Origin of the sequence: Streptomyces sp. NPDC004065 (assembly GCF_044903565.1) — a bacterium.
Classification (GTDB): domain Bacteria; phylum Actinomycetota; class Actinomycetes; order Streptomycetales; family Streptomycetaceae; genus Streptomyces.
Genome location: NZ_JBJDQT010000025.1, coordinates 69029 through 92089, shown reverse-complemented (window position 1 = coordinate 92089; position 23061 = coordinate 69029). Strand labels below are relative to the sequence as shown.

General features: G+C 70.3%; 25 protein-coding genes. 5 read left to right on the top strand and 20 right to left on the bottom strand.

Features of this window, described 5'->3' with window-relative positions; all coding sequences use genetic code 11:
- Positions 1-189: 189 nt before the first annotated feature.
- Positions 190-2967 carry a protein kinase gene (locus ACI2LW_RS24570; protein WP_404733361.1) on the bottom strand — a complete coding sequence of 926 codons (2778 nt, stop codon included), beginning with the start codon at positions 2965-2967 and terminating at the stop codon, positions 190-192.
- A 581-nt stretch (positions 2968-3548) separates the two neighbouring features.
- Here ACI2LW_RS24570 and ACI2LW_RS24565 point away from each other — a divergent pair.
- Both ACI2LW_RS24565 and ACI2LW_RS24560 read left to right on the top strand, forming a co-directional pair.
- Positions 3549-5030: an AAA family ATPase gene (locus ACI2LW_RS24565; RefSeq protein WP_061915882.1), complete on the top strand. Its 1482-nt coding sequence runs from the start codon at positions 3549-3551 to the stop codon at positions 5028-5030.
- Entirely contained in the window at positions 5030-5914 is an 885-nt protein-coding gene (locus ACI2LW_RS24560; protein WP_061915878.1) for an HNH endonuclease, read from the top strand. The genes ACI2LW_RS24565 and ACI2LW_RS24560 overlap by 1 nt, the downstream gene beginning before the upstream one ends.
- Positions 5915-6161: 247 nt before the next feature.
- Here the strand turns inward: ACI2LW_RS24560 and ACI2LW_RS24555 are convergent, their stop codons facing one another.
- The 19 genes from ACI2LW_RS24555 to ACI2LW_RS24465 form a co-directional block, all read right to left on the bottom strand.
- Positions 6162-7202 (bottom strand): SpaA isopeptide-forming pilin-related protein, encoded by a 1041-nt coding sequence (locus tag ACI2LW_RS24555; RefSeq protein WP_404733360.1) that lies wholly within the window; start codon positions 7200-7202, stop codon positions 6162-6164.
- 53 nt (positions 7203-7255) lie between these two features.
- Entirely contained in the window at positions 7256-7744 is a 489-nt protein-coding gene (locus ACI2LW_RS24550; RefSeq protein WP_355152077.1) for a hypothetical protein, read from the bottom strand.
- Positions 7745-7774: 30 nt separating this feature from the next.
- Positions 7775-8644 carry a DUF317 domain-containing protein gene (locus ACI2LW_RS24545; protein ID WP_404733359.1) on the bottom strand — a complete coding sequence of 290 codons (870 nt, stop codon included), beginning with the start codon at positions 8642-8644 and terminating at the stop codon, positions 7775-7777.
- Positions 8645-8675: 31 nt separating this feature from the next.
- Positions 8676-9296, bottom strand: coding sequence for an HAD-IA family hydrolase (locus ACI2LW_RS24540; protein ID WP_391033261.1), 621 nt, complete (start codon positions 9294-9296; stop codon positions 8676-8678).
- Entirely contained in the window at positions 9293-10438 is a 1146-nt protein-coding gene (locus ACI2LW_RS24535) for an MFS transporter (protein ID WP_404733358.1), read from the bottom strand. Before ACI2LW_RS24535 ends, ACI2LW_RS24540 begins: the two co-directional genes overlap by 4 nt.
- Positions 10435-11661, bottom strand: a complete 1227-nt coding sequence (locus tag ACI2LW_RS24530; protein WP_061916709.1) for an ATP-grasp domain-containing protein — start codon at positions 11659-11661, stop codon at positions 10435-10437. Before ACI2LW_RS24530 ends, ACI2LW_RS24535 begins: the two co-directional genes overlap by 4 nt.
- 215 nt (positions 11662-11876) lie before the next feature.
- Positions 11877-12179 carry a hypothetical protein gene (locus tag ACI2LW_RS24525; RefSeq protein WP_404733357.1) on the bottom strand — a complete coding sequence of 101 codons (303 nt, stop codon included), beginning with the start codon at positions 12177-12179 and terminating at the stop codon, positions 11877-11879.
- A gap of 32 nt (positions 12180-12211) precedes the next feature.
- Positions 12212-13447, bottom strand: coding sequence for an MFS transporter (locus ACI2LW_RS24520; protein WP_404733356.1), 1236 nt, complete (start codon positions 13445-13447; stop codon positions 12212-12214).
- Positions 13444-13947: a hypothetical protein gene (locus tag ACI2LW_RS24515; RefSeq protein WP_061915856.1), complete on the bottom strand. Its 504-nt coding sequence runs from the start codon at positions 13945-13947 to the stop codon at positions 13444-13446. The genes ACI2LW_RS24520 and ACI2LW_RS24515 overlap by 4 nt, the downstream gene beginning before the upstream one ends.
- A complete protein-coding gene (locus ACI2LW_RS24510; RefSeq protein WP_006143148.1) occupies positions 13944-14786 on the bottom strand; it encodes a winged helix-turn-helix transcriptional regulator in 843 nt (280 codons plus the stop codon). The genes ACI2LW_RS24515 and ACI2LW_RS24510 overlap by 4 nt, the downstream gene beginning before the upstream one ends.
- Before the next feature lie 42 nt (positions 14787-14828).
- Entirely contained in the window at positions 14829-15242 is a 414-nt protein-coding gene (locus ACI2LW_RS24505; RefSeq protein WP_061915853.1) for a hypothetical protein, read from the bottom strand.
- Positions 15243-15252: 10 nt separating this feature from the next.
- Positions 15253-15696: a hypothetical protein gene (locus ACI2LW_RS24500; RefSeq protein ID WP_404733355.1), complete on the bottom strand. Its 444-nt coding sequence runs from the start codon at positions 15694-15696 to the stop codon at positions 15253-15255.
- A complete protein-coding gene (locus tag ACI2LW_RS24495; RefSeq protein WP_061915850.1) occupies positions 15693-16175 on the bottom strand; it encodes a hypothetical protein in 483 nt (160 codons plus the stop codon). The genes ACI2LW_RS24500 and ACI2LW_RS24495 overlap by 4 nt, the downstream gene beginning before the upstream one ends.
- A gap of 95 nt (positions 16176-16270) precedes the next feature.
- Positions 16271-16564: an SH3 domain-containing protein gene (locus tag ACI2LW_RS24490; RefSeq protein ID WP_061915846.1), complete on the bottom strand. Its 294-nt coding sequence runs from the start codon at positions 16562-16564 to the stop codon at positions 16271-16273.
- 180 nt (positions 16565-16744) lie between these two features.
- Positions 16745-17485 (bottom strand): hypothetical protein, encoded by a 741-nt coding sequence (locus tag ACI2LW_RS24485; RefSeq protein WP_399172613.1) that lies wholly within the window; start codon positions 17483-17485, stop codon positions 16745-16747.
- 16 nt (positions 17486-17501) lie between these two features.
- The gene (locus ACI2LW_RS24480; protein WP_006143154.1) at positions 17502-18200 is read right to left on the bottom strand and encodes a hypothetical protein; all 699 of its coding nucleotides are present in this window, start codon (positions 18198-18200) and stop codon (positions 17502-17504) included.
- Positions 18201-18218: 18 nt separating this feature from the next.
- Positions 18219-18704 (bottom strand): hypothetical protein, encoded by a 486-nt coding sequence (locus ACI2LW_RS24475; RefSeq protein ID WP_404733354.1) that lies wholly within the window; start codon positions 18702-18704, stop codon positions 18219-18221.
- Positions 18701-19243, bottom strand: coding sequence for a DUF4913 domain-containing protein (locus ACI2LW_RS24470; protein WP_404733395.1), 543 nt, complete (start codon positions 19241-19243; stop codon positions 18701-18703). The genes ACI2LW_RS24475 and ACI2LW_RS24470 overlap by 4 nt, the downstream gene beginning before the upstream one ends.
- A 253-nt stretch (positions 19244-19496) precedes the next feature.
- Positions 19497-20252 carry a site-specific DNA-methyltransferase gene (locus ACI2LW_RS24465; protein WP_006143159.1) on the bottom strand — a complete coding sequence of 252 codons (756 nt, stop codon included), beginning with the start codon at positions 20250-20252 and terminating at the stop codon, positions 19497-19499.
- Positions 20253-20767: 515 nt separating this feature from the next.
- Here ACI2LW_RS24465 and ACI2LW_RS24460 point away from each other — a divergent pair.
- The 3 genes from ACI2LW_RS24460 (at position 20768) to ACI2LW_RS24450 (ending at position 23054) form a co-directional block, all read left to right on the top strand.
- A complete protein-coding gene (locus tag ACI2LW_RS24460) occupies positions 20768-21901 on the top strand; it encodes a C40 family peptidase (RefSeq protein ID WP_404733353.1) in 1134 nt (377 codons plus the stop codon).
- A gap of 143 nt (positions 21902-22044) precedes the next feature.
- A complete protein-coding gene (locus tag ACI2LW_RS24455; RefSeq protein WP_006143162.1) occupies positions 22045-22359 on the top strand; it encodes a DUF6112 family protein in 315 nt (104 codons plus the stop codon).
- On the top strand, positions 22359-23054 hold the full coding sequence (locus ACI2LW_RS24450; RefSeq protein ID WP_404733352.1) for a hypothetical protein: 696 nt from the start codon (positions 22359-22361) through the stop codon (positions 23052-23054). The genes ACI2LW_RS24455 and ACI2LW_RS24450 overlap by 1 nt, the downstream gene beginning before the upstream one ends.
- The last annotated feature ends 7 nt before the right edge of the window (positions 23055-23061 follow it).

Here is a 23061-nt window from a genome sequence, read left to right as displayed (position 1 = left end):
AAGATTCCGTGACCGAATCTCACGGCTGACGGCCACTTGACGGCCGATCGGCCACGAAGCTGAGGCTGGACGGTCAGTCCGTGACTCGTTGAAACAGGTCGAGCATGGGTCGGACCGCCCACAGGTAGTTCGTCCGGCATGTGCGAACAAGCCGCGAGGGCCGCGGTTGTCGTGCCGACAGCTGCGTGGTCATTTGCTGGCCGCGGAGTTAATGGCGCTACGGATGGCGATGTCCACGCCGCGCTCGCCAGTCAGCTCGTAGTAGTAACGTGCGCTGCCAGGGTGTTCCCGCAGCACACTGGCGAGGATCTGAGCGGCCTGGCCGTGCAAATGGCGCAGCCAGTCCCGGGTTGCGATCTGCTGGTCGAACTCATTGGATGCAGCGTCCCAGGTGCACATACCGCGGGCTGCCTCCTCCAGCACGTCCCACTCCTCCTCCCGGGCGGCGTGGCGGGCGATGCCGCGCAGCCACGCGATGGCTCTCTTGGATTCGTTCCAGTGGGGCCAGCCGGTGCCGTCGCCCTGGACGTGCCCGGTTATCGCGTGGATCAGGCTGAGGGCCTGTTCGGTGTTGGCGAGCAGGAGCGGCGCGGTGAGGTCGATGTCTAGTCGCGGCAGGACGTCCAGGTAAAGCTCGTAGTCGTCGCCGTGATCGGCGGCGAGCGAGAGCAGCTGGCTGGCGGCGCTGGTGTCCCCCTCCTCGGCTGCTGCCACGAGCTGCTGGGCCCGCGCGACGGGCAGGTCCAGGTCCTGGGACGCCTCGCGCTCGACCAGGTCGAGGAACTCGGCGATCGTCTGCGGTCGCTGCGACGGATCCCGGAAGCAGCACTGCCGCACGACGCTGCGCCACGGCCCCGGTGGCGGCAGCAGAGGAATGTTCGGCTCAGGGTCGGTGCCGGTCAGCAGCCAGCCGATGACCTTTCCCAGGCTGTAGATGTCACTCGCGGGCGTCGCGTGGTGAGGCGCGATGGACAGCTCGGGGGCGCCGAACTCGGCGGTGCCGATCTTGGTGCCAGTGCGCTTGGGGTTGGTCGTCTGCCCGCGGGGGCGGCGCACGATGCCCCAGTCGCCCAGGACCCAACGGCCATGGAGCTGCAGGATGTTGGCGGGTTTGATGTCCCGGTGCAGGTAGTCCAGGCGGTGGGCGTCGGCCAGGGCAGCGGCGACCGCGTCCACCAAGGCCCTCAGCTCCTGGCCGTCGTCTTGCAGTTGCGGCTGGAGATGTTCGGCGGTGGCCTGGGCCAGCGGCATGACGAACCACTCGGCCCGGGGACTGAAGTCAAGGACCGGCATGACGTGACGGTTGCCGCCAAGGGCCTGTGCGACTTCGATCTCGCGCAACATCCGTGCAGTCAAGTTCTCGCGCAGTGACCTCGGCTTCTTGAACGCGACGACTGTGTTCGTCGGCTTGTGCACGGCTTGGTGCACGATGCCCATGCCACCCTCGCCGTCCGGCAGCGGGAACTTCTCCAGCGCGTAGTCCTTCTTCACGCCGCGGGCCTGCTGGCGTACCGCGGCGTACGGATCGGCGGCGGGCGGCGGCGTGTGCTTTTCCTCAAGGGCGGGAGAGCCGGAGGGGAAGTGGCCTGTGATCTTCATGAGGACGGGGTGGACGGTGCCGATATCGTTCGTAGGCAGCGAACCCAGCAGGTATGCGGGCCCACCCTCCCGGCTCTGGGCGAGGCCGAGCACCTCGCCCAGCTGTACCTCGGCGACCGGGTCGTCCTTGCGAACCGCCGCGTCGAGCGTGTGCACTTCCACGCCGATGCCGGAGCCGGCCCTCCCGGCCACCAGGACGATTCCGCTGTCGCTGCGGGCGATGTGCCCGGGGTAGGACACCGGGGTCTGCATCCATTCCTCTCGCCCACCGACGCTCGTGCCGACGGCGAGGTCGACGACGGCACTGTGGCCGCTAGCAGCAAGGAAGAAGCGCCGCCCGTCAAGCCAGGCAGCCGACCGCACCGCCGCGTCGAAGGCGATGGAGAACCGCCGCTGATCGCCTACCTGGTCGCCGAGCTGGGTGAGCGCCAGGGTCGATCCGGTGCCGGCGCCGAACGTGGCCCCGGATCCGGACAGCACCCACATGCTCGCATCGGGGCCGAGCACCAGGCTGGAGTTCGCCTCGAACCCGCCGCCCACCGCCCGAACAACGCCGTCGCGCGACATCACCACCGCCGACCCGCACAGTACGCAAACGCCTCCGCCCGGCAGCACGACGGCGGCGCCGTGCACGCCGGGCAACGGCAGCCGCCACCGCACACCACCCCGCTGCAGATCCACCTCCACAAGCCCCGACTCGGTGGTGATCAGCGCCCGCGCCGGCGATTCCCAGGCAAGACCATTCGGCCGCAGCAACCAGTCCTCCCCGGCCAGGACCACGGAGGCCGTGATGCCCGGTGCCGTTCGGGCAGACACGGTGACCGGTCCGGCCGGACGCGTCGGCAAGGACAGGGCGGGGATCGGCTCCTCCGGCTCCTGCAGCAGGAGTTCGTGCAGCGGTGTGTACGGTGACCGCGGCATGCGGAAAGCAGAACGGACCAGCGTCGCGAGCGGCGCGAGGCCACACAGGGCAGCCTCCAGATGGTCCCGGTCGAGCAGCACGCCGTGCCCGCTCAGGGCTGCACGCAGGCCATCGTCCACCGCACGCCCTGGAGTTCGCGCGCACACCAGGACCCACCGCACGCCCGGCCCAAGCCCGCGTTGATCACGGGCCCGTGCGGCGGCCCTGGCGGCCTTGGCCACATCGGGTCCGGATGCAGACGTCACGGTGATCGCGTAGTCGCGTCCGGCGAGTTCGAAGAACACGGTCGGCTCGTCCGGCGCTCGGTGGTCCACCGTTGCTTCCTCGTCGGTGCGCCGGATTAGGGCTATGACCACGTCGACGAGGAGCCGGTGACGGTCCGGCTCCGACAGTTCGGTGCTGTGGCACTGACCGTACTCGGCCAGTAGCTCCCGTACGTCTTCCATCGCCCCGCCCCGTGCATCGTGCCTACCGGGCACCACGCCCGGAGGAGCGATTGTCGCGCACAGCCGGACACGACACGCATTGATCACGGAGTTTCGCTCCGCACCTTATGGACGGATCCACCCTTCCCCGTCACGGTCCCACGCCCTCGCGGCATCCCGTGGTGCGAACAGATTTTCGCTTCCATGCGGCCTGGCCCGCGTCAGATGCTCGAGGACAAGGAGCTCGTCCGCGATGCGGGCATACTCCGACTCCGCTCGCTCGCGGGTCATGGAACCGCGCCGAGACCGTGAGGAAATGCCACATTCGTGAGACTGAGTGGCTGTGCCATCGGCCTGAGACCGCGGCAGAGCCACTGGTCAGCGGGCATGGCCCATGCCAAGAGCGGCGAGATCCTACAATCCCCAGCGGCGCCCTTCCTGCTGGGCAGCTGAGTTCGCAACGTCCGCTCCCCCGCACAGCCGTGCGCGCGCCGCCGCCTAAGATCGCAGGTCACGGTGGAGCACAGCAGGCGGGGAGGGCGGAAAGAGCCGTGCGATTCGGGGTAATTTATGGCGACCGTCGGTGGGCCGAAGGTGGCGCCATGGCGGAGGATCTCTTCGATGCGCTCCTCGTCCACGACGCCTGGGACGACGACGGGTACCGCACCATGTTCACGTTGCGCATTCTCACGAGGGAGGGTTGGACCGAGGTCGGCACCGTGAAGATCGGCCACGTGGCGATGGACGGCGAGGATGTAGCCAACGTGCTGCTTCCGGAGCGCTTCAGCCGGCTGGACAGCTCGCGGTGGTTCTCCGTGGGACAGGATGAAAGCTATTACTACGCGCTGAGTGATATGCCCGGTGCCGTCCGGGAGGAAGTGCTCACCGCGCTCCGGGACATCGCCTACGACGATGACTCCTTCCGCCTCGCGCGGAATGAGAATGTGACCCGTACTTCGCTACTGCGCTTCGTCAAGATGTCGACCGTACGCGGGCAGCTGCAGCGCATCGCGCGCGGTGGAGCGCGCCGGGTGAACTTCGACATCGCCTACGAGCCGCCGCTGCCACCGGCGACGGCTTCCGTGCGGTTCGAATTCAAGGTCGAGCCGGGCTCCCGGCCGGCCAGCAACGTGCACGCCCTGACCGGGCGGAACGGCGTGGGGAAGTCATATGTCCTCTCCCACTTGGCCCGCGCCGTCGCTGCGGTCGATCCGGAGCCGCAGGAGCTCGGGCGGATCATCGAGTACGGCCGCGAGGGCCGCTCTTTCAACAACCTGGTGGCCGTCTCGTTCAGCGCCTTTGACGACTTCCCCCTCGTCGAGGGCGACGAGATGTTCATCGCTTCCTATGTGGGCCTGCGTGTTCAGGGCTCACGGTCCCCAAGGTTCAAGACCCCTGGCGGGCTCAGGAAAGACTTCGCGCAGGCCATGAAGGCATGTCTGACGCGCGAGCGCAGCCCACAATGGATCAGGGCATTGCGCACCCTCGACTATCCGGGCAGCGGACTCCTGGAGGAGGAATGGCTGGAGAACTTCGAGAACACCGCCAGCCTGAACAGTCGCGAGAAAAAGGCCCGGCAGCTCTTCCGCCGCCTCAGCGCCGGCCACCGGCTCGTTCTGCTCACTATGACCCGGCTCATCGAGCACGTGAGTGAGCGGACCCTCGTCATCATCGATGAGCCGGAAACCCACCTCCATCCGCCCTTGTTGGCCGCATTCATGCGTGCGCTGTCCGATCTGCTCGCCGAGCGCAACGGGCTGGCCATCGTCGCCACGCACTCTCCGGTTGTGCTCCAGGAAATTCCGGCCCACTGCGTCTGGAAGCTCTGGCGCTACGGCGGGCAGCTCGGAGCCGCGCAGCCCCGCATCGAAACGTACGGCGAGAACGTCGGTGTGCTGACTCACGAGGTCTTCGGTCTGGAACTCACCGAGGCCGGCTTTCTGCAGGAGCTGCGGCGTCTGGTCGACGTCGGCTACTCCTACGACGCTGTCCTGGAACACTTCAGCGGACGGCTGGGCAGCGAGGCACAGTTGGTGCTCAGCGCCTTGCTCGGCCAGCGCGACGACGTAGAGGGGAACGGCTGATGCAGCACATAGACCCTCCGCCCTTCGACGCTCGCGACGTCTACACCACCTGCATCGGCAACGCCCGCCCCAGCAGCCGAGAACGGCTGGAGTCGTTCACCGACGCGGTGGCCGATGCGGCAAGCGCGTACGAGGTAGCGGCTCAGGGCCAGGCCCTTCACACCCTCACCGGCCTCGCCACCGCGCCTACTGCCCCTCGCGACCGCAAGGCCCTAGAGGGGGTCTACACCCACCGGATGGTCAAGGACCGCACTCCGGGTCGCCGCATCTACGAGGCGCTCAGAGGTACGACCGACGAGGAAGGCCGTCGACGGGACAACCGGTGCCCCCTCTGTGGAGAGGGCCTGGTGACCACGCTCGATCACCACCTACCCAAGAACAAGTACCCGCTGCTCAGCGTGGTCCCGGTCAATCTCATTCCGGCCTGCCGCGACTGCAACACCGGCAAGCTCGTCACCGTCCCCGTCAAGGCGGGCGACCAGACCCTGCACCCCTACTTCGACGACTTCTCCCACCACCCCTGGCTCCGCGCTCGCCTAAGGAGGCCACGCGGCAACGAGCAGCCGTCCATGAAGTTCTTCGTTTCCCCCCACTCCGATTGGAGCGACACACTCACCGAACGCCTCCAGACCCACCTGAAGGTGTTCGACCTGGATTACCGATACAGCCTCCTGGTCAGTAGCCACATCGCATCCACCAACCACGACCTCACGATGGCGCACACCAACGACATCGCCTTCTGGCTTGAGCGCAAGGCCGAGGGCTGGCGCTACCGGGGTAACCCCAACACGATGGGCTATGCCCTCTTCAAGGCCCTGGCTGCCGACGAGTGGTACGTCAACGGCGGCTGGCGCAGCTCAAGCGTGGAGACGAACCTCGAATAAGCGGGCGGAAGGGGCACCCTCACATGCCTATCCTGCTTCCCTGTCAGCATCCGCCCGATCGCCGCACGTCACAACTCAGCGCCGTACGCGGCATCAGGGACCGGTCGCACTCCCGCGGGTTAGGCGGCGGATCCGCGACGGTCCTGGTCACCGGCGGCTGTGAGTACGCCAGCGGATCCGTGTCGAAAGAACGCCAGCAGGCCCCCGGATGCGCTTCGGGGGCCTGCTGGCGGCGGTCGATCTTCGGCTAGTGGGTCTCGCTGTTTTCGTCCGGTTCGGACTCGGCAGCCCTACGACGGCGCACGGCAACCAGGGTGACGGCGCCGACGACGACGAAAAGCCCCGCGCCTGCGGCGATCCAGGGGGTGCCGTCGGCGCCGGTGTGGGCGAGGGATCCTGCCGGGGTCGTCGGCGTGGCGTCACTGTCCGGTGCGGCGGCGGTGGACGAGGAGTCGACATCGGACGTGCCGGTGCCCGGCGCGGAGGGCTTGGTTCCGCGGGTGTCGCTGCCTGGCTTGTCGGCGGGGGTGGACGGGGTGCCGGAGGGCTTGGGCGTCGGCTTGTCCGAGGGGTCGGGCTTCGGGCTGGTCGCAGTCTTGGTGTTGGTGACGGTCACAGTCACCGGTGAGCCGGGGCCCGCGGTGAACGTCTTGGACGGCTTGTAGAGGTCGTATCCGGCAGGTGCCTTGACCTGCTTGACCCAGAACTCCGTCTTCCGGCTCGACACCGGCAGCTCCCCGGAGGCCGTGCCCTTGGCGCCGGTCGTCAGGGTGAGCAGCGTTGAGGTGCCGGTGCCGATGTTCACGGTTGCGCCGGGCAGGAGCTTGCCGGTCTTGTCGTCCTTGGCCTGCAGGAGGACCTTGGCGGCCTTGAACGGGTCGATGATCGTCAGCCGCGTGGTCGCGCGGGGCGTGATGATGACGTCCTGGTCGGCGACAACCTCGTGGAGCGGGCTGTCGGAGGCCGTCTCCTTGAGCCGGTAGACGCCCGGGGCGAGGTCGGGGAAGGTCAGCTTCCCCCGCGCGTCGGTTGTCCCGCGTCCGGCCTCCTGGCCGGCTGAGTCGAGCAGCAGGAACGCGGCGTCGGGGAGCACATCTCCGGCCGTGTCCCTGGTGGTGATCTCAACGCTGCCCGCGTCCGGGGCCGGTGTGTCGGCAGCGGTGACCGACGCGGAGGGTGTCGGTTCGGAGGGTTGGGCGTTCGCGGTCGGCGCCCAGGTGAGGGTGCCGGTCACCGCGGCGGCGACAGCGGCGGATCGGACGGCGCCACGGACGAAACGAGCGTGCACGGGGAAGAGGGCTCCTTGATCGGTTGGTGGAAGGTCGGTCACCGCACGGGGATTCAGCGGGTGCGGGCTTGGCTGCGTGTGGCCGGCGGGTAGGGCGCCCGGTGCGCGGTCCGGCTCGCCGCGGGGCTGGGCGTGGACGCGGCCCAGGCGCCGGGGAACCAGACGGTGGTGTACTGCTCGATGGCGTCGCGCAGCCCGGTGGTGACGGCTCCCTCCCAGGGTGGCTGGCCGGGGTGGCGGTTGGTGCTGAACGTGCCGTACTGCTTGGTGTTCGGCCGGGTGTTGTTGGCTTCGTCGCGGCGGTGGAAGGTGCCGTGATCGAGGAAGCTGAGGGCGACCGCGTCGATTTCTCCGCGGTCCGGGTGGATGACCGCCACACGAAGTCCGCCGTAGGTGTCCGCGTGGATGGTGGCGGTGAAGTCGATTCGCAGCCGCAGCGGTGCGCCCGGGACCGGGGCGGCGAAGTAGGTGGCGCCTACGACGGCGTGGTCGTGGAAGGGGAGGCACAGCTTGGCGAAGAACTCGGCGGCGTGCAGGGGCAAGAGAGAACTCCAGTCGAGAACGGACCGGCGCTATCGGCGCGGGCTGGGTAGGGCTGGTCGGCTGGTGGTGCTCCACCGAGGGACACTCGCAGCCGGCAGCGCGGCCGGCCGGCGGGAGGCGGCAGCCCGCTGCACGTCGAGCGGGGTTGGGGCCGGCGGCTGTGGCGGGATGATGGGGGTGAGCTGGGCCATGCCCTCGATGTAGCTGAGGGTTTCCTGGCGCCACCGGGGCAGCGGGGTCGGGTCGGCGACGCACTGCGTGACTGCGGTGAGCAGGGCGACGGGGGTGTCGGTGCTGGCCGTCGCGTACCAGACGGGCCGGTCGATGGATTTTCCCGCCCACAGCTGCCAGCGGGCGTCACGGGTGGTCAGCTCGGCTTCCGGATCGAGGTCCCCGGTGGTGAACTCCAGGCCGGCGAGGCCGTCCGGGGCCTGCACGGCGAAGACGCCCCAGCGGGGACGGTCGATCTGCCAGCCCTGTTGCAGGAGAGGCACGACGGCGAGGAAGGGATCGTGCTCGTCGGTTCCCGAGACCGGCCTGGCGAGGTAGGTGTCCGGCCCCTGTTCGTAGGCGGTGGCGATGGCGGTGGTGAACGCCTGGACGAACTCGGTGGGGACGCGGTCGTTGAAACACACGCCCCATGTCGGGGGGCCGAATGGGTCCTTGTAGGCGTTGATGCGCCAGAGTCCGTCGTCCTCGCCTTCGGGCAGGTAGCCCAAGCACACGCGCCGGTCGGGGGCGTTGACGTACACGTTGCCGAGGTCGTCGTACTGAAGGTCCCAGCCATGGTCGAGGAGCGGGACGAGGGCAGGGTCGCCGGTGCAGGTGCTGCCGGCGAGATGGCGCGGGGAGACGAAGACGTCTCCGTCGAGCGTGTGACGGTCGTCGTGAAGGGACACGGGTTCCTGAGTGGCGGCGTGGGCGGATGAGTCAGCCGGCGGGCAGCAGAGCCGCTCGGAGGGCGTCGGTGGAGCCGGTGTAGTGCAGCGTGCGCAGGCCCAGGCGGGCGGCGGCCTGGCAGTTGTCGGGGCGGTCGTCCACGAACAGCACGCGTCGTGGATCTCTCACCCCGGTGGCCTGCAGTGCCTGCTGGTAGGTGGCCGGGGCGGGCTTGCACAGCTGCAGGCGGGCGGAGTAGAGCGCCTGGGTCATCATGCGGCGCCAGTCGTGGGTGTCGAGCACCGTACTGAGGTGGGCGGGTGCGTTGGACAACAGCACCATCGGCAGTCCGCTGCCATGGGCGCGACGCACGACGGACAAGACGCCGGCGTCGGTTGCGGTCCACATGTCGGTGTCTGCGGCAAGGAGTTCGCGCAGCAGGCGGGGGCCTGGATGGAAGCCGATGACGCGGGCCCAGTACGCCAGGTCGCTGAGCTGGCCGGCGTCGTAGAGGTCGCGGGCGTTCCAGAAGGCGCGCTGAAACGCTGCGAGATCGTCTTCGGGCCAGGAAGCGGTACGGGCCAGCCGTAGCCACTGGGCGCGGGTGGGCTGCAGGCCAAGGACGCCGTTGTAGTCGAGGATGACGGCGTCGAGGCCGGTGGGGCGGGTCAAGGGGTGGTGTTCTCCAGGGCTCGGCGGGTGAGGGCGGCGAGAGCGGCTGCGAGGAGGGCGGGCAGCAGCAGGGCCGTGGGCAAGGTGGTGGCGCTGGCGAGGCCGCCGATGACGGCGGGGCCGGCGAGGAGGCCGAGGTAGCCGGTGACGGAGACCGTGGCGACGGCTCTGGGGCCGTGTTTGCCGGCGGCAGTGATCAAGGAGGGGACGGTGCCGGACAGGCCGAGTCCGAAGACCGCCCAGCCGGCCAGCGCGGCAGGCACGCTGTCGGCGAGGACGCCGGTGGCCAGTCCGGCGGCGGCGAGCGCCGCGCCGGTGCGGACTACGGCAGGGGCTCCGATGGTGGCGGTGAGCCGGTCGCCGGTGAGCCGGCCTATCGCCATGCCCATGCTGTAGAGGGCAAACGCTGTCGCGCTGAGGGCGGTTGTGGCGTGCAGCGTGTGCAGGTGCACTGCGGCCCAGTCGGCTGCCGCCCCCTCCCCCAGCAGGCTCGCAGCCGCCAGCGCACCCAACAGCCACACCCCTCCCGCCCGGCCCTGACCGGCCTCCTGGGGCTGCGGCAGCTTGGGCTGGTCGGCGCCGCTCAGCGCGCGGGTGCGCGGACCGGCCACGAGCACGGTCGCGGTCAGCGCGAGGCCGGTGGCCAGGAACAGGGTGCTGTGGGTTGTGCGCGCAGTGGTGGCGGCCAGGGCGGCACCGCCCAGGGCGCCGATCGAGTACGCGGCGTGCAGGGAGGACATGACCGGCCGGCTGGCGGCGTTCTGGCAGCGGACCGCCGCGGTGTTGGCGGCGACGTCCAAGACACCGTGCGCGGCACCGAAGGCGAGGGCCGCCGCGAATAGCGAGGCCAGCGTCCGGCACTGCCCCAGCACGGCGAGGGCTGCTGCCAGTGCGACAGCGCCGCCGATCAGGAGCAGGGGAAGTCGGTCGGGCCGGGCGAGTCGACCGCCGGCCTGCAGTCCGGCGACCATGCCGACAGCGGCGGCGAGCAGGACGAGGGACAGGCCGGCGGTGGTGAGGTGGGCGGCGTGCTGGACGGCCGGCATGCGGGCGCCCCAGACCGCCATCACCACGCCCAGGCCGAGGAAGTAGCCGGTCAGCAGGACACGGCTGCGGCGCACGGAAGCGTCGGTGCGGCTCATGCGGGGCGGCCACCCGGAGCAGGCTCGTCTGCTGTGTGCGGCGCCACGTCGACCTGGAGATGGCGGACAGCCTGCTTGGCGCGGGCCTGTGCGAGGTCCGCGGTGGGCGCGGTGGTGATCAGGTAGCCGATACGGGCGGTGAACATGTTGCCGCCGTCGGCCGGGAGGAGCAGCTGGTCGCCGACCTGGTGCTGGAAGTGCACGCGTTCCAGCCAGCGCGGGCTGACGCCGTCGAATCCGAGGCGGAGTAGGGTGCCGGAGGTGTCGGGGTAGAGCAGCTGGATCGCGGCGGCCGAGGACCGGGGCGGCGTGAGGTCGGGGGCACGGCCGCAGGCGATGTCGGCGGCGGCGCGCGGCAGGTCGATGCCGGTGGCGAGCTGGACGAGGTGGCCGATCATGTCTCCGGCGATCCGGCCGTTGACCTCGACCAGCCGCGGCCGGCCGTCGACCAGCCGCATCTCGACATGACAGACGCCGTCGGTGATTCCCAGGGCGTGGATCGCGGCGCGTGCCGCCGGGGCGACCACGTCGAGCAGCGGGTCGGCGGCGTCGACCGAGTGGGCCAGTTCCTCGAAATACGGCGGGGCGCTGACCGTCTTGCGGGTGACGGCCACCACGGTGGTCTCACCGCCGTAGGTGACACACTCGGCGGACACCTCGGGTCCGTCGAGATACTCCTCCACCAGCACGTTGGTGGACTCGAGCCCCAGCCCGGCCGCCTGGTCGGCGAACGCGAAGGCAGCGGTGAGCTGTTCGGGGGTGTCGGCGCGGATCACCCCGATGCTGGCTGCGTGCGCGGCGGGCTTCAGCACGACTGGGTAGCCGATCCGCTGGGCCGCCGCCTCGGCCTCGGCACGCGTGCGCACGCTCACCGAGGCTGCCGACGGAACCCCGTGCCGGGCGAACAACGTACGGGAGGTGGCTTTGTTGCGGCATGCCTGCATGGCTTCCGGGGCGGTGGTGGGCAGGCCGAGCTGGCGTGCGAGGCGGGCGACCGGGACGAGGTACCACTCGGTCCAGGTGAACACGCCGGCCAGGTCGTAGCGGTCGGCCAAGGCCCGGCCGGCGGCGGACAGCGCCGCCTGGTCGGTCGGCTCGGACACGACCACGCAGTCCCGCAGGTACGGCGTCTCCCAGGAGGGCTCTTCGCCGGTGATCAGGACGACGTCGTAGGCGGCGGCCACGGACTGAAGGCAGTACCCGCGGTACGCCTCGGCCTCCATATCGGATGCGGCGACGACCAGGACGACAGGACGGTCGGACAAGAACAGGCTCCTCAGAATCTAAAGAGGGGGCAGGGATATGTGGACGGCGGACCTCGGCGGCGCAGGGCCGCTGCGAGTGTCCGGCGAGCAGCCGCCACGAGCGGTGCCGGCGGGGCTGAGCGGCGAAGTCGGTGCCGGCCGAGGATGCTCAGGCGGGAGGAAACCGGGAGCTGTCAGTCGGCACGACGGCGGCGCAACTCGAACGCCGCAGCCCAGTGCGGGTTTTCGCTGATCAGCCGACGGGCGTAGAGGGCGGTGATGTTGTTGTTCAGCCCGGCGACCCCGTACGGGAGTTGGCGGCGCAGGTCCTCGAAGAGGTCCTTCACGCCGACGCGTGTGGCGCCGGAGGCCAGACGGCGGGCGGCCATGCGTTCCAGGGCCCGGTAGACGTTCGGGTTGTGGGTGTCGAAGGCGTGGAACTGCTCGGTGATGGTGCGACCGGTCGCGCGGTGCGATCCGAGGGCGGCGATAGACATGAAGTTCTCCACAGGCTGAGGACGCAGCAGGGTCAGGTGCGCAGGACCGGATCGGTGCGAAGGCGGGCGAAGGAGCAGAACAGGCCGATGGCCTGCAGGGCGGCGCATGCGGTGATGACGTGTCCCAGTGCGTCGGGCGGGGTGAGCGCGGTGAGTACGCCGGCGACGGGGAAGGGCAGCAGGAGGATGAGGATGGTCGCCGACAGGGTGCTGCCGAACTTCTCCGGAGGGATCAGGCGGGAGCGCAGGGTGCGCAGGACGACCGTCATGCCTCCTTCGCCCGCCATGAGGACCGCGACTAGGACGAGGTAGGACCGGTAGTCGGGGGCCTGGGCGGCGGCGAGACAGCCGAGTGAGGCGAGGGCGGCGCAGGCGGCGCCGACCGGCCACAGACCGAGGCGGTCGATCGCAAACCGGCAGAATGTGACGCTGAGGAGCGTCGCTGCGGCAGCGGCGGACCAGACGAGGCCGACGGCGGTGGTGGACTGCCCGAAGTGCTTGACGACGATCACGGGGCCGGCCGCTTGGAGAAGGCCGGTGGCCAGGTTGGACAGGGTCAGCCCGGTCACGAGCCAGCCGAGCGCGGGCAGCGAGCGGATGGTGCGCCACCCGGTGAGCAGTCCGGCGCCGGACTGCTCCTTCGGCGCGCGGGCCGGTGCCACGGCCGAGGGCGGGGTGCGCAGGGCGAGCATGGCAGCCAGCAGCGAGAGCACGCTGATCATTGCGAGCATCGGCGGCGGCCCGGCGAGCAGGAGCACTGCGGCGAACGCCGGCCCGGCCATGGTTGCGGTCTGGTCGATGCCAAGCAGGACGGCCTGGACACGGTGGGCCCGCCGTCCTGCTCGCCGTCCGGCGGCGGCGCCCGCGGTCTCGGCCGCGATATAGCTGAACTCGGTGAGCACGCCGGTCGTCGCCGCCAGCACCATCACGGTCGCGCCCGCCACGGTGCCGGACGGGTGGAGGTGGAGCAGGACCGCGCCAGCGGCGAGGGCCAGCGCCCTCCCCAGGGAGGCAAGGTGGAAGACCACCGAGGCACCGCGCCGGTCAACGACCGAGCCGGCCCACCCGAACGCAGCCAGCCGCGGAATCCACTCCAGGGCGAAGGCGGCGCCCGTCAGCGCAGCGGATCGCGTCGTGGCTAGGACAAGCAGCGGGATGCCGTAGGTGGACATCGCGAACGCCAACGCGTCCGCCGTGCGCGGCAGGTAGATGCTGCGCATCAGCCCGCCGGTGTGGCGTGCGTGCCGCGGTGTGACCGCTGCGCTCACGCGACCGGCTCAGGCTCGGGCACCCTGGCCACCTGGGGATTGTCGGCCAGCCACTGGATCAGGAGGGTGCGGGCACGGGCCAGCCCCGCCTCGGCACCGTCGCCGGTCAGCGGAGAGAGAGCGTCGGCGCGCTCGGTGGAGAGCGACGGTGCCATCAGGTCGAGGACGTGCCGGATACGGCGGCTGAACTCGCAGACGGGGGCCGGGACGGCGTGACGCCGGGCCCAGCGAGCCATCGCGTCGTACAGGTCGGCCAACTCCGCTCCTGCCTCGGTAAGTTCGAGACCGGAGCCGGGTGCGATCCGGACGAGGCCGTGGGCGCGGGCCGTGTCGGAGGCGCTTCGCAGTTGGTGCGTGGAGAGGTCGGGCAGGGTGCCGGCCAGCCGTCGCGGCGGTATGGCGCCGTTGTCGTCGATCTCGGTGACCAGGCGGATCAAGGAGCGCGAGGCGAGAAGTTCGACGGCGTGGCGTACTTCGGCAGGGGTGAAGGGGGTGCTCATCGGCGCGGGCCTCCCGCCGGGATGGCTGCCTTCGGGCGGGCGGTCGTAGCGTGCGAGAAGAGATCGCGGTGGTGCCACGCCGGAGAGGATGCGGTCGTGCGAGCGGGTGGGAGCGCCGCGGGGGTCGGCCGTGGCTGGCTGCTGAGCCACGGCCTCGGCGCGGGCTTCGCCTGCGGGTGTCCCCAGACCGGGTGTTGGGCCGCCTGGTCGAGGCTCTGCCCGGCGGACCAGGCGGACAGGGCGCCGAGCACGGGGCCAAGGCCGTCGCCGGCTGCGGACAGCCGGTAGGGCTGGCCGATGCCGTCGGTGTCGACCAGGCCGTCGGCGACGAGCTGCCGCAGCGGCGGATAAATGTTGGTCCAGTCGCTGCTGGGCATCACGATCCGGGCCAGAGCCCGGCCGCTGACCTCCTGTCGGGACTTGAGCACCCACAGGATGGCGGCGGCGTGGCGCCGGGTGAGCAGGGTGAGGCCGTCCTCGATCTGCTCGATCGCGGGCAGCGGACCGTCCGCCTTCTCCAGGTGTTCCTCGGCCCAGGTGACGATCACCGGCAGGACCGGCAGCAGGGCCGCGCCACGTTCGGTGTGGCGGTAGCTCACGTGCCGTGCGGTGTGTTCGGTGCGTTCGACGAGTCCGGCGTCGCACAGAGACTTGAGCTTGGGGTGGAGCTGGCCGTTCTGCAGCCAGGACACCTTGGCCGCCAGCTCGCTGTAGCGCAGCGGCGGGCCGGAGAGGGCCAGGAGGATCCTCACGTTCCAGCGTGGGGTGATCATGGCGAGGGCCTCGGTGACCCGGGCGATGTCGGCGTCGGTGTCAGGGGGCAGAGCGGTGATGGCCAAGGGAGGAACTCCTGGGTGAAGGAAAGAGAGAGATCGCCTGGGTCAGCGGCTGTGTGCCGGGCTCGGCACCGGTAGAGGCGGAGCTGGAACGGACGGCGAGGGAGCCGGCGGGGCAGGCGTCGAAGCCGGGACGCGGGCCAGGCTCTGCAGGACGGCGGCGACCGACTTGGCCTGGACGTCGCGGACGGCGACGGCTTCGGCGAGCCGGCGTGCACCGTCGAGGAGGTGGGAGACATCGTGCGGGTCGATCTGCCGCTCGGGGTGGATGAGCCGGGCGAGGTGGTCGCGGTGGACGTCGATGCTGCGCTCGGCGAGGGCGAGGTCGTCGTGCATGCCGAGCAGGGCGGAGAGCATGCCGGGCGGCTGGTCCTGGGCGTGGGCTTCGAGGTCGGCGAGCGGCGCGCCGTACAAGTCCTCGATCCGTCCGGCTATGTCGGTGGACGTGAGGTGGGGCAAGCGTGGGCTTTCACGGTCGGCGGGCCCGGGCCGCCCCGGCACGCTGCGGTGCCGGGGCGGCAGACGGGGGCAGGGTTGCGGTGGCCCTGAGCTGAGCCGTTCGTACGGGCCGAGCCTGCTGGGCAGGCGGGGGCATGGTGCGCAGCAGTCCGCCGAGGGCGGCGCGGTAGCCGTCGCGGGCCTCCAGTGCGGCTTCCAGCCACTGCGCGTCGAAGCGGAGCTTGTCCGCCGACAGTTCGCCCATGTCGCGGTCCGGGTCCATGTCGGCGTGGACGCGGTCGCGGACGCGGGCGACCTGCTCCTCGGTGAGCGCCAGGAACGAACGCAGCTCCAGGGCACGGGCGAGCGCGGGCGAGGCACCTGGGCTGGCAGCCGTCTCGTACAGCTCGGGTAGCGGGTTGCCGAAGACCTTCTGCAGGACGGCGTCCATGGTGCTGGCCTTGTCCCGGCTCATCGGGCGGTCCTTGCCGGCCGCCACGCCGATGCCGGTGCGGCTGTGCCGGCGGGCCGGTGGGGAGCGCTGGTCTGCACCGCCGGGCCGGTTCGGGGCCGGAGGCGGGCGAGGCGCTGGGCGGCGAGGTCCTTCTTCCCCGGGGCGTCCGGGTCGAGGAGCCAGCGCACGACCATGGCTCGGCCGTCGCGGGCGGTGACGGCCGCGTTCACCCGGTGGGCGAGGCCCATCGTCGGATCGTCGATCTCGCTGGGCTGGGTTTGCAGCGCAGCGAGGAGGTCGTCCTCCGCACGCTCCAGCACGGACTGGGCCTCGACGAGAAGGCCATGCCACTTGACGACGTCGGTGGCATCGGGATTCGCGGTCGGCGCGGCGGCGACCGCGGCCTTCAACTGGTCCATGCCCATGTCGAAGCGCGCTTCGATCCGTTCGGTGAGCACGCCCACGACATCCTCAGACTCATCGGATATGCCATCGGGCAAAGGGAAATCTCCTGTTCTGGAAAGGCCGATCCCTGGGGTGGGAGGGGCTGCCGTACCCGGTGGCTGAGCCGCTTACGGGCACCTGCTGGGCTCTGTCAGTCCAGGCACATTCGGACGTCGCGGTAGACGTACGTTCCGGAGACCCAGCCCTTGACCCCGGTGGTCTTGTCCGTGATGTAGAGCCAGTTGCCGCTCTTCTTGTGCACGGTGAACTTGTGGCTCTTGTAGAGCACGCCGAGCGCGGTGGACTTCGTGGTGGCCTTGGACCGGATGGTCACGGCCTTGGTGTGTACCTCGTACGGCAGCGGCGGCTGGGACGAGCAGCTGCTCGCGGGGGTCGCGCTGGCGGTGGTGGCGGACAGCACAGGCAGAGCGAGTGCGCCGAGCATGGCTGCGGATATGGCAATTCGGGTGGAGCGCATGCGGAAGAAACCTCCGTGAAGGCATAGGGATTGCGGGGAAGGTGCCGCGGGTGTTGTCCCGGCGGCTGTATAAGAGTCCGGATATTCGCCGGTTTGGCTAACCGGCGATCGTCGGCTATGTTGCGCCGCCCTGGTCGGCTTTGACGCTCAGCGTGAGCGGCCGGGCGGGCGCGGGGCAGGAGCCTTCGGCAAGCCGGCCGGGCGGCTAACTGCGGCTGCTGGGCGGACCGGCGGAAGAGGGCCGGCCTCGCCCGCGAGGCGGTCGTCGCACCACTGCAGTGCCTCGCCGAGCGTGTCGAAGCCGCCCTCGCGCAGGGTGTGCGTCCACGTCTCGGTGTCGACCTCTTCGACCACGACGCGGAACGGCGAGGGAGCTCGCTCGTCCAGGGCACGCAGGGCCACGACGATGACCATGTCGTCCGGGTCGTCGCTGGTGTAGGAGTAGCCCATGGCGTAGTGGTCGCCGTCGCCGGCGAGGCGCAACTCCAGCGCGCGCGTGGCCTCGTCCGCTGGCGGCGGGCCCAGTGGGGCGAGGGCGATGGCATCGGACGGACAGCCACGGTGGATGAGCCAGGACTGCGCCATCGCGGGCAGCGGCAGAGGGGCATGCTCGAAGCTGAACGTCCGCTTCTCGCGGTCCCGTTGCAGATGCACGGCGAGCACCTGCGGCATGCCGGGGTGCCCCCAGGTGGTGGTGCGGTCGAACAGGACGTAGTAGCTGTGCGGGCCGTCGTGGTGTTCGGCGAGGGGAACGAGCATGTCCTCGTGGACGGCGACCTTGCGGTAGAAGTCGAGGTATTTCTCCTCGTCGGCGTCGAGGTCGTCCAGGTCGAAGTCGACTTCGGGGAGGGACTTCCGGTCCGGCGCCGGGTCGGTGGGAGACAACAAGGGCCTTTCGGTGAAGTCAGCGCCGCTGCGCCGGGGTGGGCCGCGATGCGCCGGGGCGAGCCGGGACCTTCGGCGCCTGCACCGTGGGAGCCCGGCGGGCGGCGAACAGCGCGGCCCGTCCGGCGTCGGTGAGCGCGACCGGCTGGCCTGCGTGCACGGGGTGGCCGGTGTCCCGGACGACCAGGCCGGCGTCCTCCAACTGCTGCAGCTTGGCGTGGGGGATGCGGGTACCGGAGGCGGCTGTGACGGACATCCGGCCGGTCAGCAGGTGTTCGTAGAGCTTGGCGCCGCCGGCGATGGCGAGCAGCGCCGCCTGGTCATCCGTCGAGAGCTGCCGTGCGTCGGGCGCGGAAGCCGCCGCTGCGGCTTCGATGGGCTCCAGGGCGGCGAGCACCGCCCGGGCGGCGGCGTCCCGCGCGGCGGCGGCCTCTTCCAGCTGGTCCACGGTGCGGTCGATGCGCGTGAACAGGGCGCTGTCGACGTCGAACTCGCCGCTGGACAGGCGGTTGAGGAGCCGGAGGTAGAAGGTGACGCTGGTCTGGGCCTTGGCCAGTTCACGGTGCCGGTCGACCAGGTGGGCGTGCTGCTCGTCGAGGACGCCGCGGTCGCGGTAGGCCCACAGGGTGTCGATGTCGTGCCCGGTGACGGCTTGGAGGCGGTGGTCGAGCGGGGAGACCGCGCGCCGACCTGGTGTCGGCGCGGGTGGAGGGGGCATAGGCGGACCTCGGTGCGTTCAGCGGGTGTGATGGTGCGCGGGGTTTGGGGCGGGACGGGGCAGCCCCGGCGGTGCGGTGGGCGGCGGACCGGGCCGGGGCACGGGAGCGCGGGTGGTCAGCTGCGGGGAACGCGAGCGTGCCGCGTGGGTGCGGGCGCTCAGCGGCCGGCGGGTCATCCCCAGGCGGCGGCCGACCTCGTCGTAGACGTCGTTGCCTGCTCGCGGCCGGATGGCGACGACGTAGATCTCCTTGGGATGCGCGGACTCCGCGGGTGCCGGGCGGACGCCGTAGACGACGCGCCAGTCCTTGCGCGAGTCCACGAACAGCTTCCGGAATCCCTCCAGGTCACCGTCGAGACGCAGGCCGAAGCGCTGCGCGTTCACGACTTCCTGCAGGTAGGCGAGGGTGAGGTCGCGGATGTCGCTGGGGGCCTGGAGGAGATCGGTCAGCGCGCGGGGGTCGAAACTGAGTCCGAAGGCGGGCTGTCCCGCTCCCGCGGTCATGACGTCGGCTCGTCCGGTTCGGCGGCTTGTGTCGTGTTCGCCGTCTCCGTGCGCACGGACGGCGGCGGACCGGGCAGAAGGCGGTGCGCGGGCCGGTCGGGCGAGGTCATGCAGGCCGACAGCGGCCCACCCGGCGCGCGGATCGCCGCGACGGCGTGGGTGAGGAAGTCCCGGTGCCACACGAACAGGCCGGACAGCCCGGCTTCGGGATCCTTGTGCTGCTGGTAGGCGAGCCACAGGGCGTGGAGCCAGGCCACGACGTCGTCGTGCTCCTGCCACTGCAGGCACCAGGGTGCCGCGGTGGTGATCTCCGCCCCGTACACCGGGAGGAAGAAGTCATCCACCCAGTCGGACAGGGCGTCGAGTTCGTCCTCGCGTTCTTCTCCGTCGAGTTCCAGGATCGGGCGGGGCTCCGGTGGAGCGGCGGGAGGCGGCCCGCCGAGTCCTGGCATGCCGAAGGCGGCGAACGGTGATCCGCTGGGCGGCGGGGCGGACGCGAGGTGGTCGAGCTGCTGAGCCTGTTGCGCCGACTGCTCCATGAGCCGCCGCACGCTCGCCTCGATTCCCTCCAGCTGTCGATCCGGAATACGAACCGGCTCCAACTCGCCATCGTCAGGCGACTTTGTTGATTCGGGCATTGAAAAGCTCGGCCTCCTACGAGACACGGGATGAGAAAAGGACGGAAGCGTCTGCGCGCGGCCCATCCGGCGAGCTGCACGGCCACTGCGGCGGTATTGCGCCGGCGGCTACGCTTGGGGAGCCGGTCGCCTTGGCAGCAGGCAAGGACGGGGCTCAGCCGGTAAGGTCCACGTCGTCCTGCGTGAGGGTTTCGCGGATGGTCTCGGTGAGCCGGTCGGCCGCGATCGACGCGTAGTGCTCGGTCTTCTCCACGCCGATGAAGTCCCGGCCTTCCAGCAGAGCGGCCACGCCCGTGGAGCCGGAGCCGGCGCAGAAGTCGAGGACCGTGCCGCCCTCGGGGCTGATCTTGACCAGCTCGCGCATCACCTCAACCGGCTTCTGCGTGATGTGCCGGCGCTGCGCGCCCGAGGGCTGCGACGCCGAGTACATGCCGGGCAGATAGACCGGGTTCCGGGAGCCGTCGATCGGCCCCTTACTGGCCCAGACGATGAATTCGCAGTTCTGGGTGAACCGGCCCTTCTGCGGCCTGGCCTGCGGCTTGTGCCAGGCAAGCACGCCGCGCCACAGCCACCCGGCGGCCTGGATCGCGTCCGTCGTCGTCGGGAGCTGACGCCAGTCGGTGAACAACAGCGCGGTCCCGCCGGTCTTCGTCAGACGGTGCGCTTCGGTCATGATCTGCGTGAGCCAGAACGCGTAGGACCTCTGGTCCATGTTCTCGCCGGTGAAGTCGGCGAGGTCGTTCTTGGCATCGGCGGAGGTGTACTTCTGCTTCGCGGAGCGGGTGGTGCGCTCCTTCGCGGTCCGGCCACCGCTGTTGTACGGCGGGTCGGTGATGACGGAGTCGACGCAGCCGTCCGGAAGGCCGGAGAGAACGGCTAGGGCGTCGCCCTGGTGAAGGGAAAAAGGCAAAGAGGGGCCCCTATTCGGGTGCGGATTCACGGGGGGAACTAGCCGCCTCGCACAGGAGTCCTCGCGGGCCGGAAGTGGGCGTGCAGAAGCCCAGGGCCGCAGACCGAGGAGGCGAGGGGGAGTCCAAAAACTGTAGAGGCGAATCCGCCGACGACCAAGAAGTGCCGTGCGGGGGTGCCGGATTCCGGCACCTCGCGCCAGCTTTTTGGTCAACCGCCAATCCGCATCTACTGTTTTTGAACCGCCCGGCGCACACCGCCGCTGGCTACTCCCCCGCCACACCTCACGGAGGTACCCCCTTGCCCCGACACACCTAGCTCACGGCCCGGCCAGCTGGAGCGAGCGGCAACTCGCCCCGCGTCGGTCCGCCTTGATCGCCCACCCCGGCCGCCGCGCCCTTCCACCACGCCTCGCGCACGCGGCACGCCGGACACCGCACCCCCGAAGGACACGCTCATGACGTCTCGCTACCCACCCCTGCCCGACCTCGCTGACCCGCGAGCGGTCCGCTCCGGTTGAAGGCGCTCGCCGTCGGCATCGGCGTCGTCTTCCTCTCCCCGCTCCTGCTCGCCGGCACCGGCATGATGATGGCGTCCTCCGCCGACGCCGTTCAAAGCAGCAGCAGCTCCCTCATCTGCCTGAACGACATCGACACCAGCAAGGTCGCCGAGCAGGTCACCGAGATCCTCGACGGGGCGTCCGGCAAGAACGTCCACGTCGAGGGCCTGGACCTGCCCGCCGAGCAGGTTCCCAATGCCCAGACGATCGTGGCCACCGGTATCAGCCTCCACGTCCCCAAAAAGGGCCAGGTCATCGCGCTCGCCACTGCGATGCAGGAGTCGCGGCTGCGCAACCTCAACTACGGCGACAGGGACAGCCTTGGGTTGTTCCAGCAGCGTCCCTCCCAGGGCTGGGGCACCGCCGAGCAGATCCGTGACCCGACGTACGCGAGCGAGCAGTTCTACAAGCACCTGCTCAAGGTGCACGGCTGGCAGCAGATGACCGTCACCCAGGCCGCCCAAGCCGTCCAGCAGTCCGGCCTGCCGGACGCCTACGCGCAGTGGGAGCACCTGGCCACCGCGCTGCAGGAAGCCATCGCCAAGACCTTCCCCGGCGCCGGAAACGACAAGGACGCCAAGGATCCGAACCCAGGAAAGGACCCGGACGCCGGCACCACCGGGTGTGCTCCGGGCCAGGACGGCTCCGGCTTCGGCCCGATCCCCGAGGGCAGCGTCCCGAAGGAATACAAGATCCCCAAGGACGCCCACCCGAAGGCGCGCAAGGCCATCGAGTGGGCGATGCACCAGCTCGGCACCCTCTACCAGTGGGGCGGATCCTGCACCAACGCCCACGGTCCCGACCCGATGGGCCGCTGCGACTGCAGCTCGCTGATGCAGCAGGCGTACGCGCACGCCGGCGTCACCCTCTCCCGCACCACGTACACGCAGGTCAACGAGGGCAAGGCGGTCTCGCCCGCCCAACTCAAGCCCGGTGACCTCATCTTCAGCCGCGGCACCGCGAGCCGTCCCGAGCACGTCGGCATGTACATCGGCGAGGGCCTCGTGATCGAGGCACCGCGCACCACCAAGCCGGTCCGGATCACCCCGATCAAGGACTGGACGATTCTCGCCGCCCGCCGCGTCATCTGACGCCACCCGCCCGGACACCGCTCCGGACAGGCCGGCCGGTCACGGCGATCTTCCGCGCCCCGAGCGCATCTCCCCCCCTTTGCTTCCCCTCTTCTCGCCGGCCCCTCGTCTGGCCCGCGTATGCAAGGAGCCCCGCCACACCTATGTCCCTCCCTCTCGCAGACCGCGTCATCCAGCTCGCCTACGACCCAGGGATCTCGCCCAAGGGCGGCGGCCTGCCCGGCCTGAGCGTGCTGAAGAACGTCGTCAACAGCATCAACATGTTCGGGATCATCGCCGTCGTCGGTGCCCTCGCGGTCTCGCTCGGCGTGTGGGCCTGGGGCCACCACACCGGCGGCCACCAGGCCGAGGCCAACGGCAAGAAGGGCGCCGTCGTCGCCGCGGGCGCCGCCCTCGGCCTCGGCGCCGCGAACGGAATCGTCGCGTTCTTCTCCACCCTCGGCTCGCAGGTTCACTGATGCGGAACCGATTCCCCACCCTCTCGCTGTCCTCTTACGGCGTCGGCTGGTCGGCCAACCGGCGCGTCGCCATCGTCGCTCTGGTCGTCACCGTCCTGCTCACCATCGCCGCAGCCGTCGCCTGGCTGTCCGGCAGCGGCAACGCCCACCGGGATCCGACCGCTGCCGGGCCGGCCGCGACGCACAGCCCGTCCTCCTCCGAGGCCCCCGCCCCGAAACCCGAGGCCGACTCCGGTTCCGTGCCCAAGCCTCCGCAGATCGCCGAGCCGGTCGCGTACGCCAAGGCAGCAGCCCAGATGCTGTGGTCCTACGACACCCGCGAGACCAGCCGCGACCAGCAGCTCGCCGGCATGCGCGCGTGGATGACCAAAGAGCCCGCCTACGCCGACTGGGCGTCCGTCTCCGGCCAGGTCCCTGATCCGTTGCTGTGGTCGCGGATGGCCGACCAGGACCAGCACGCCACCGCCCGCGTCACCGAAGGCCACTACCCGGGCGCGTTCAAGCAGGCCCTCGCCGAGGACCCCTCGGCGATCACCGAGGCGTACGTCTACGTCGTCACCGTCAACGGCACGCAGCAGATCGCCTGGAAAAAGGGCGGCGGCGGAGCCGAGGACCGCGCCGTGACCCTCGCCGTGCAGTGCCGCCCCGGCCACGACTGTGCCCTGGCCGCCATCGCTCCGAGCGTCACGCAGTGACCCGCGC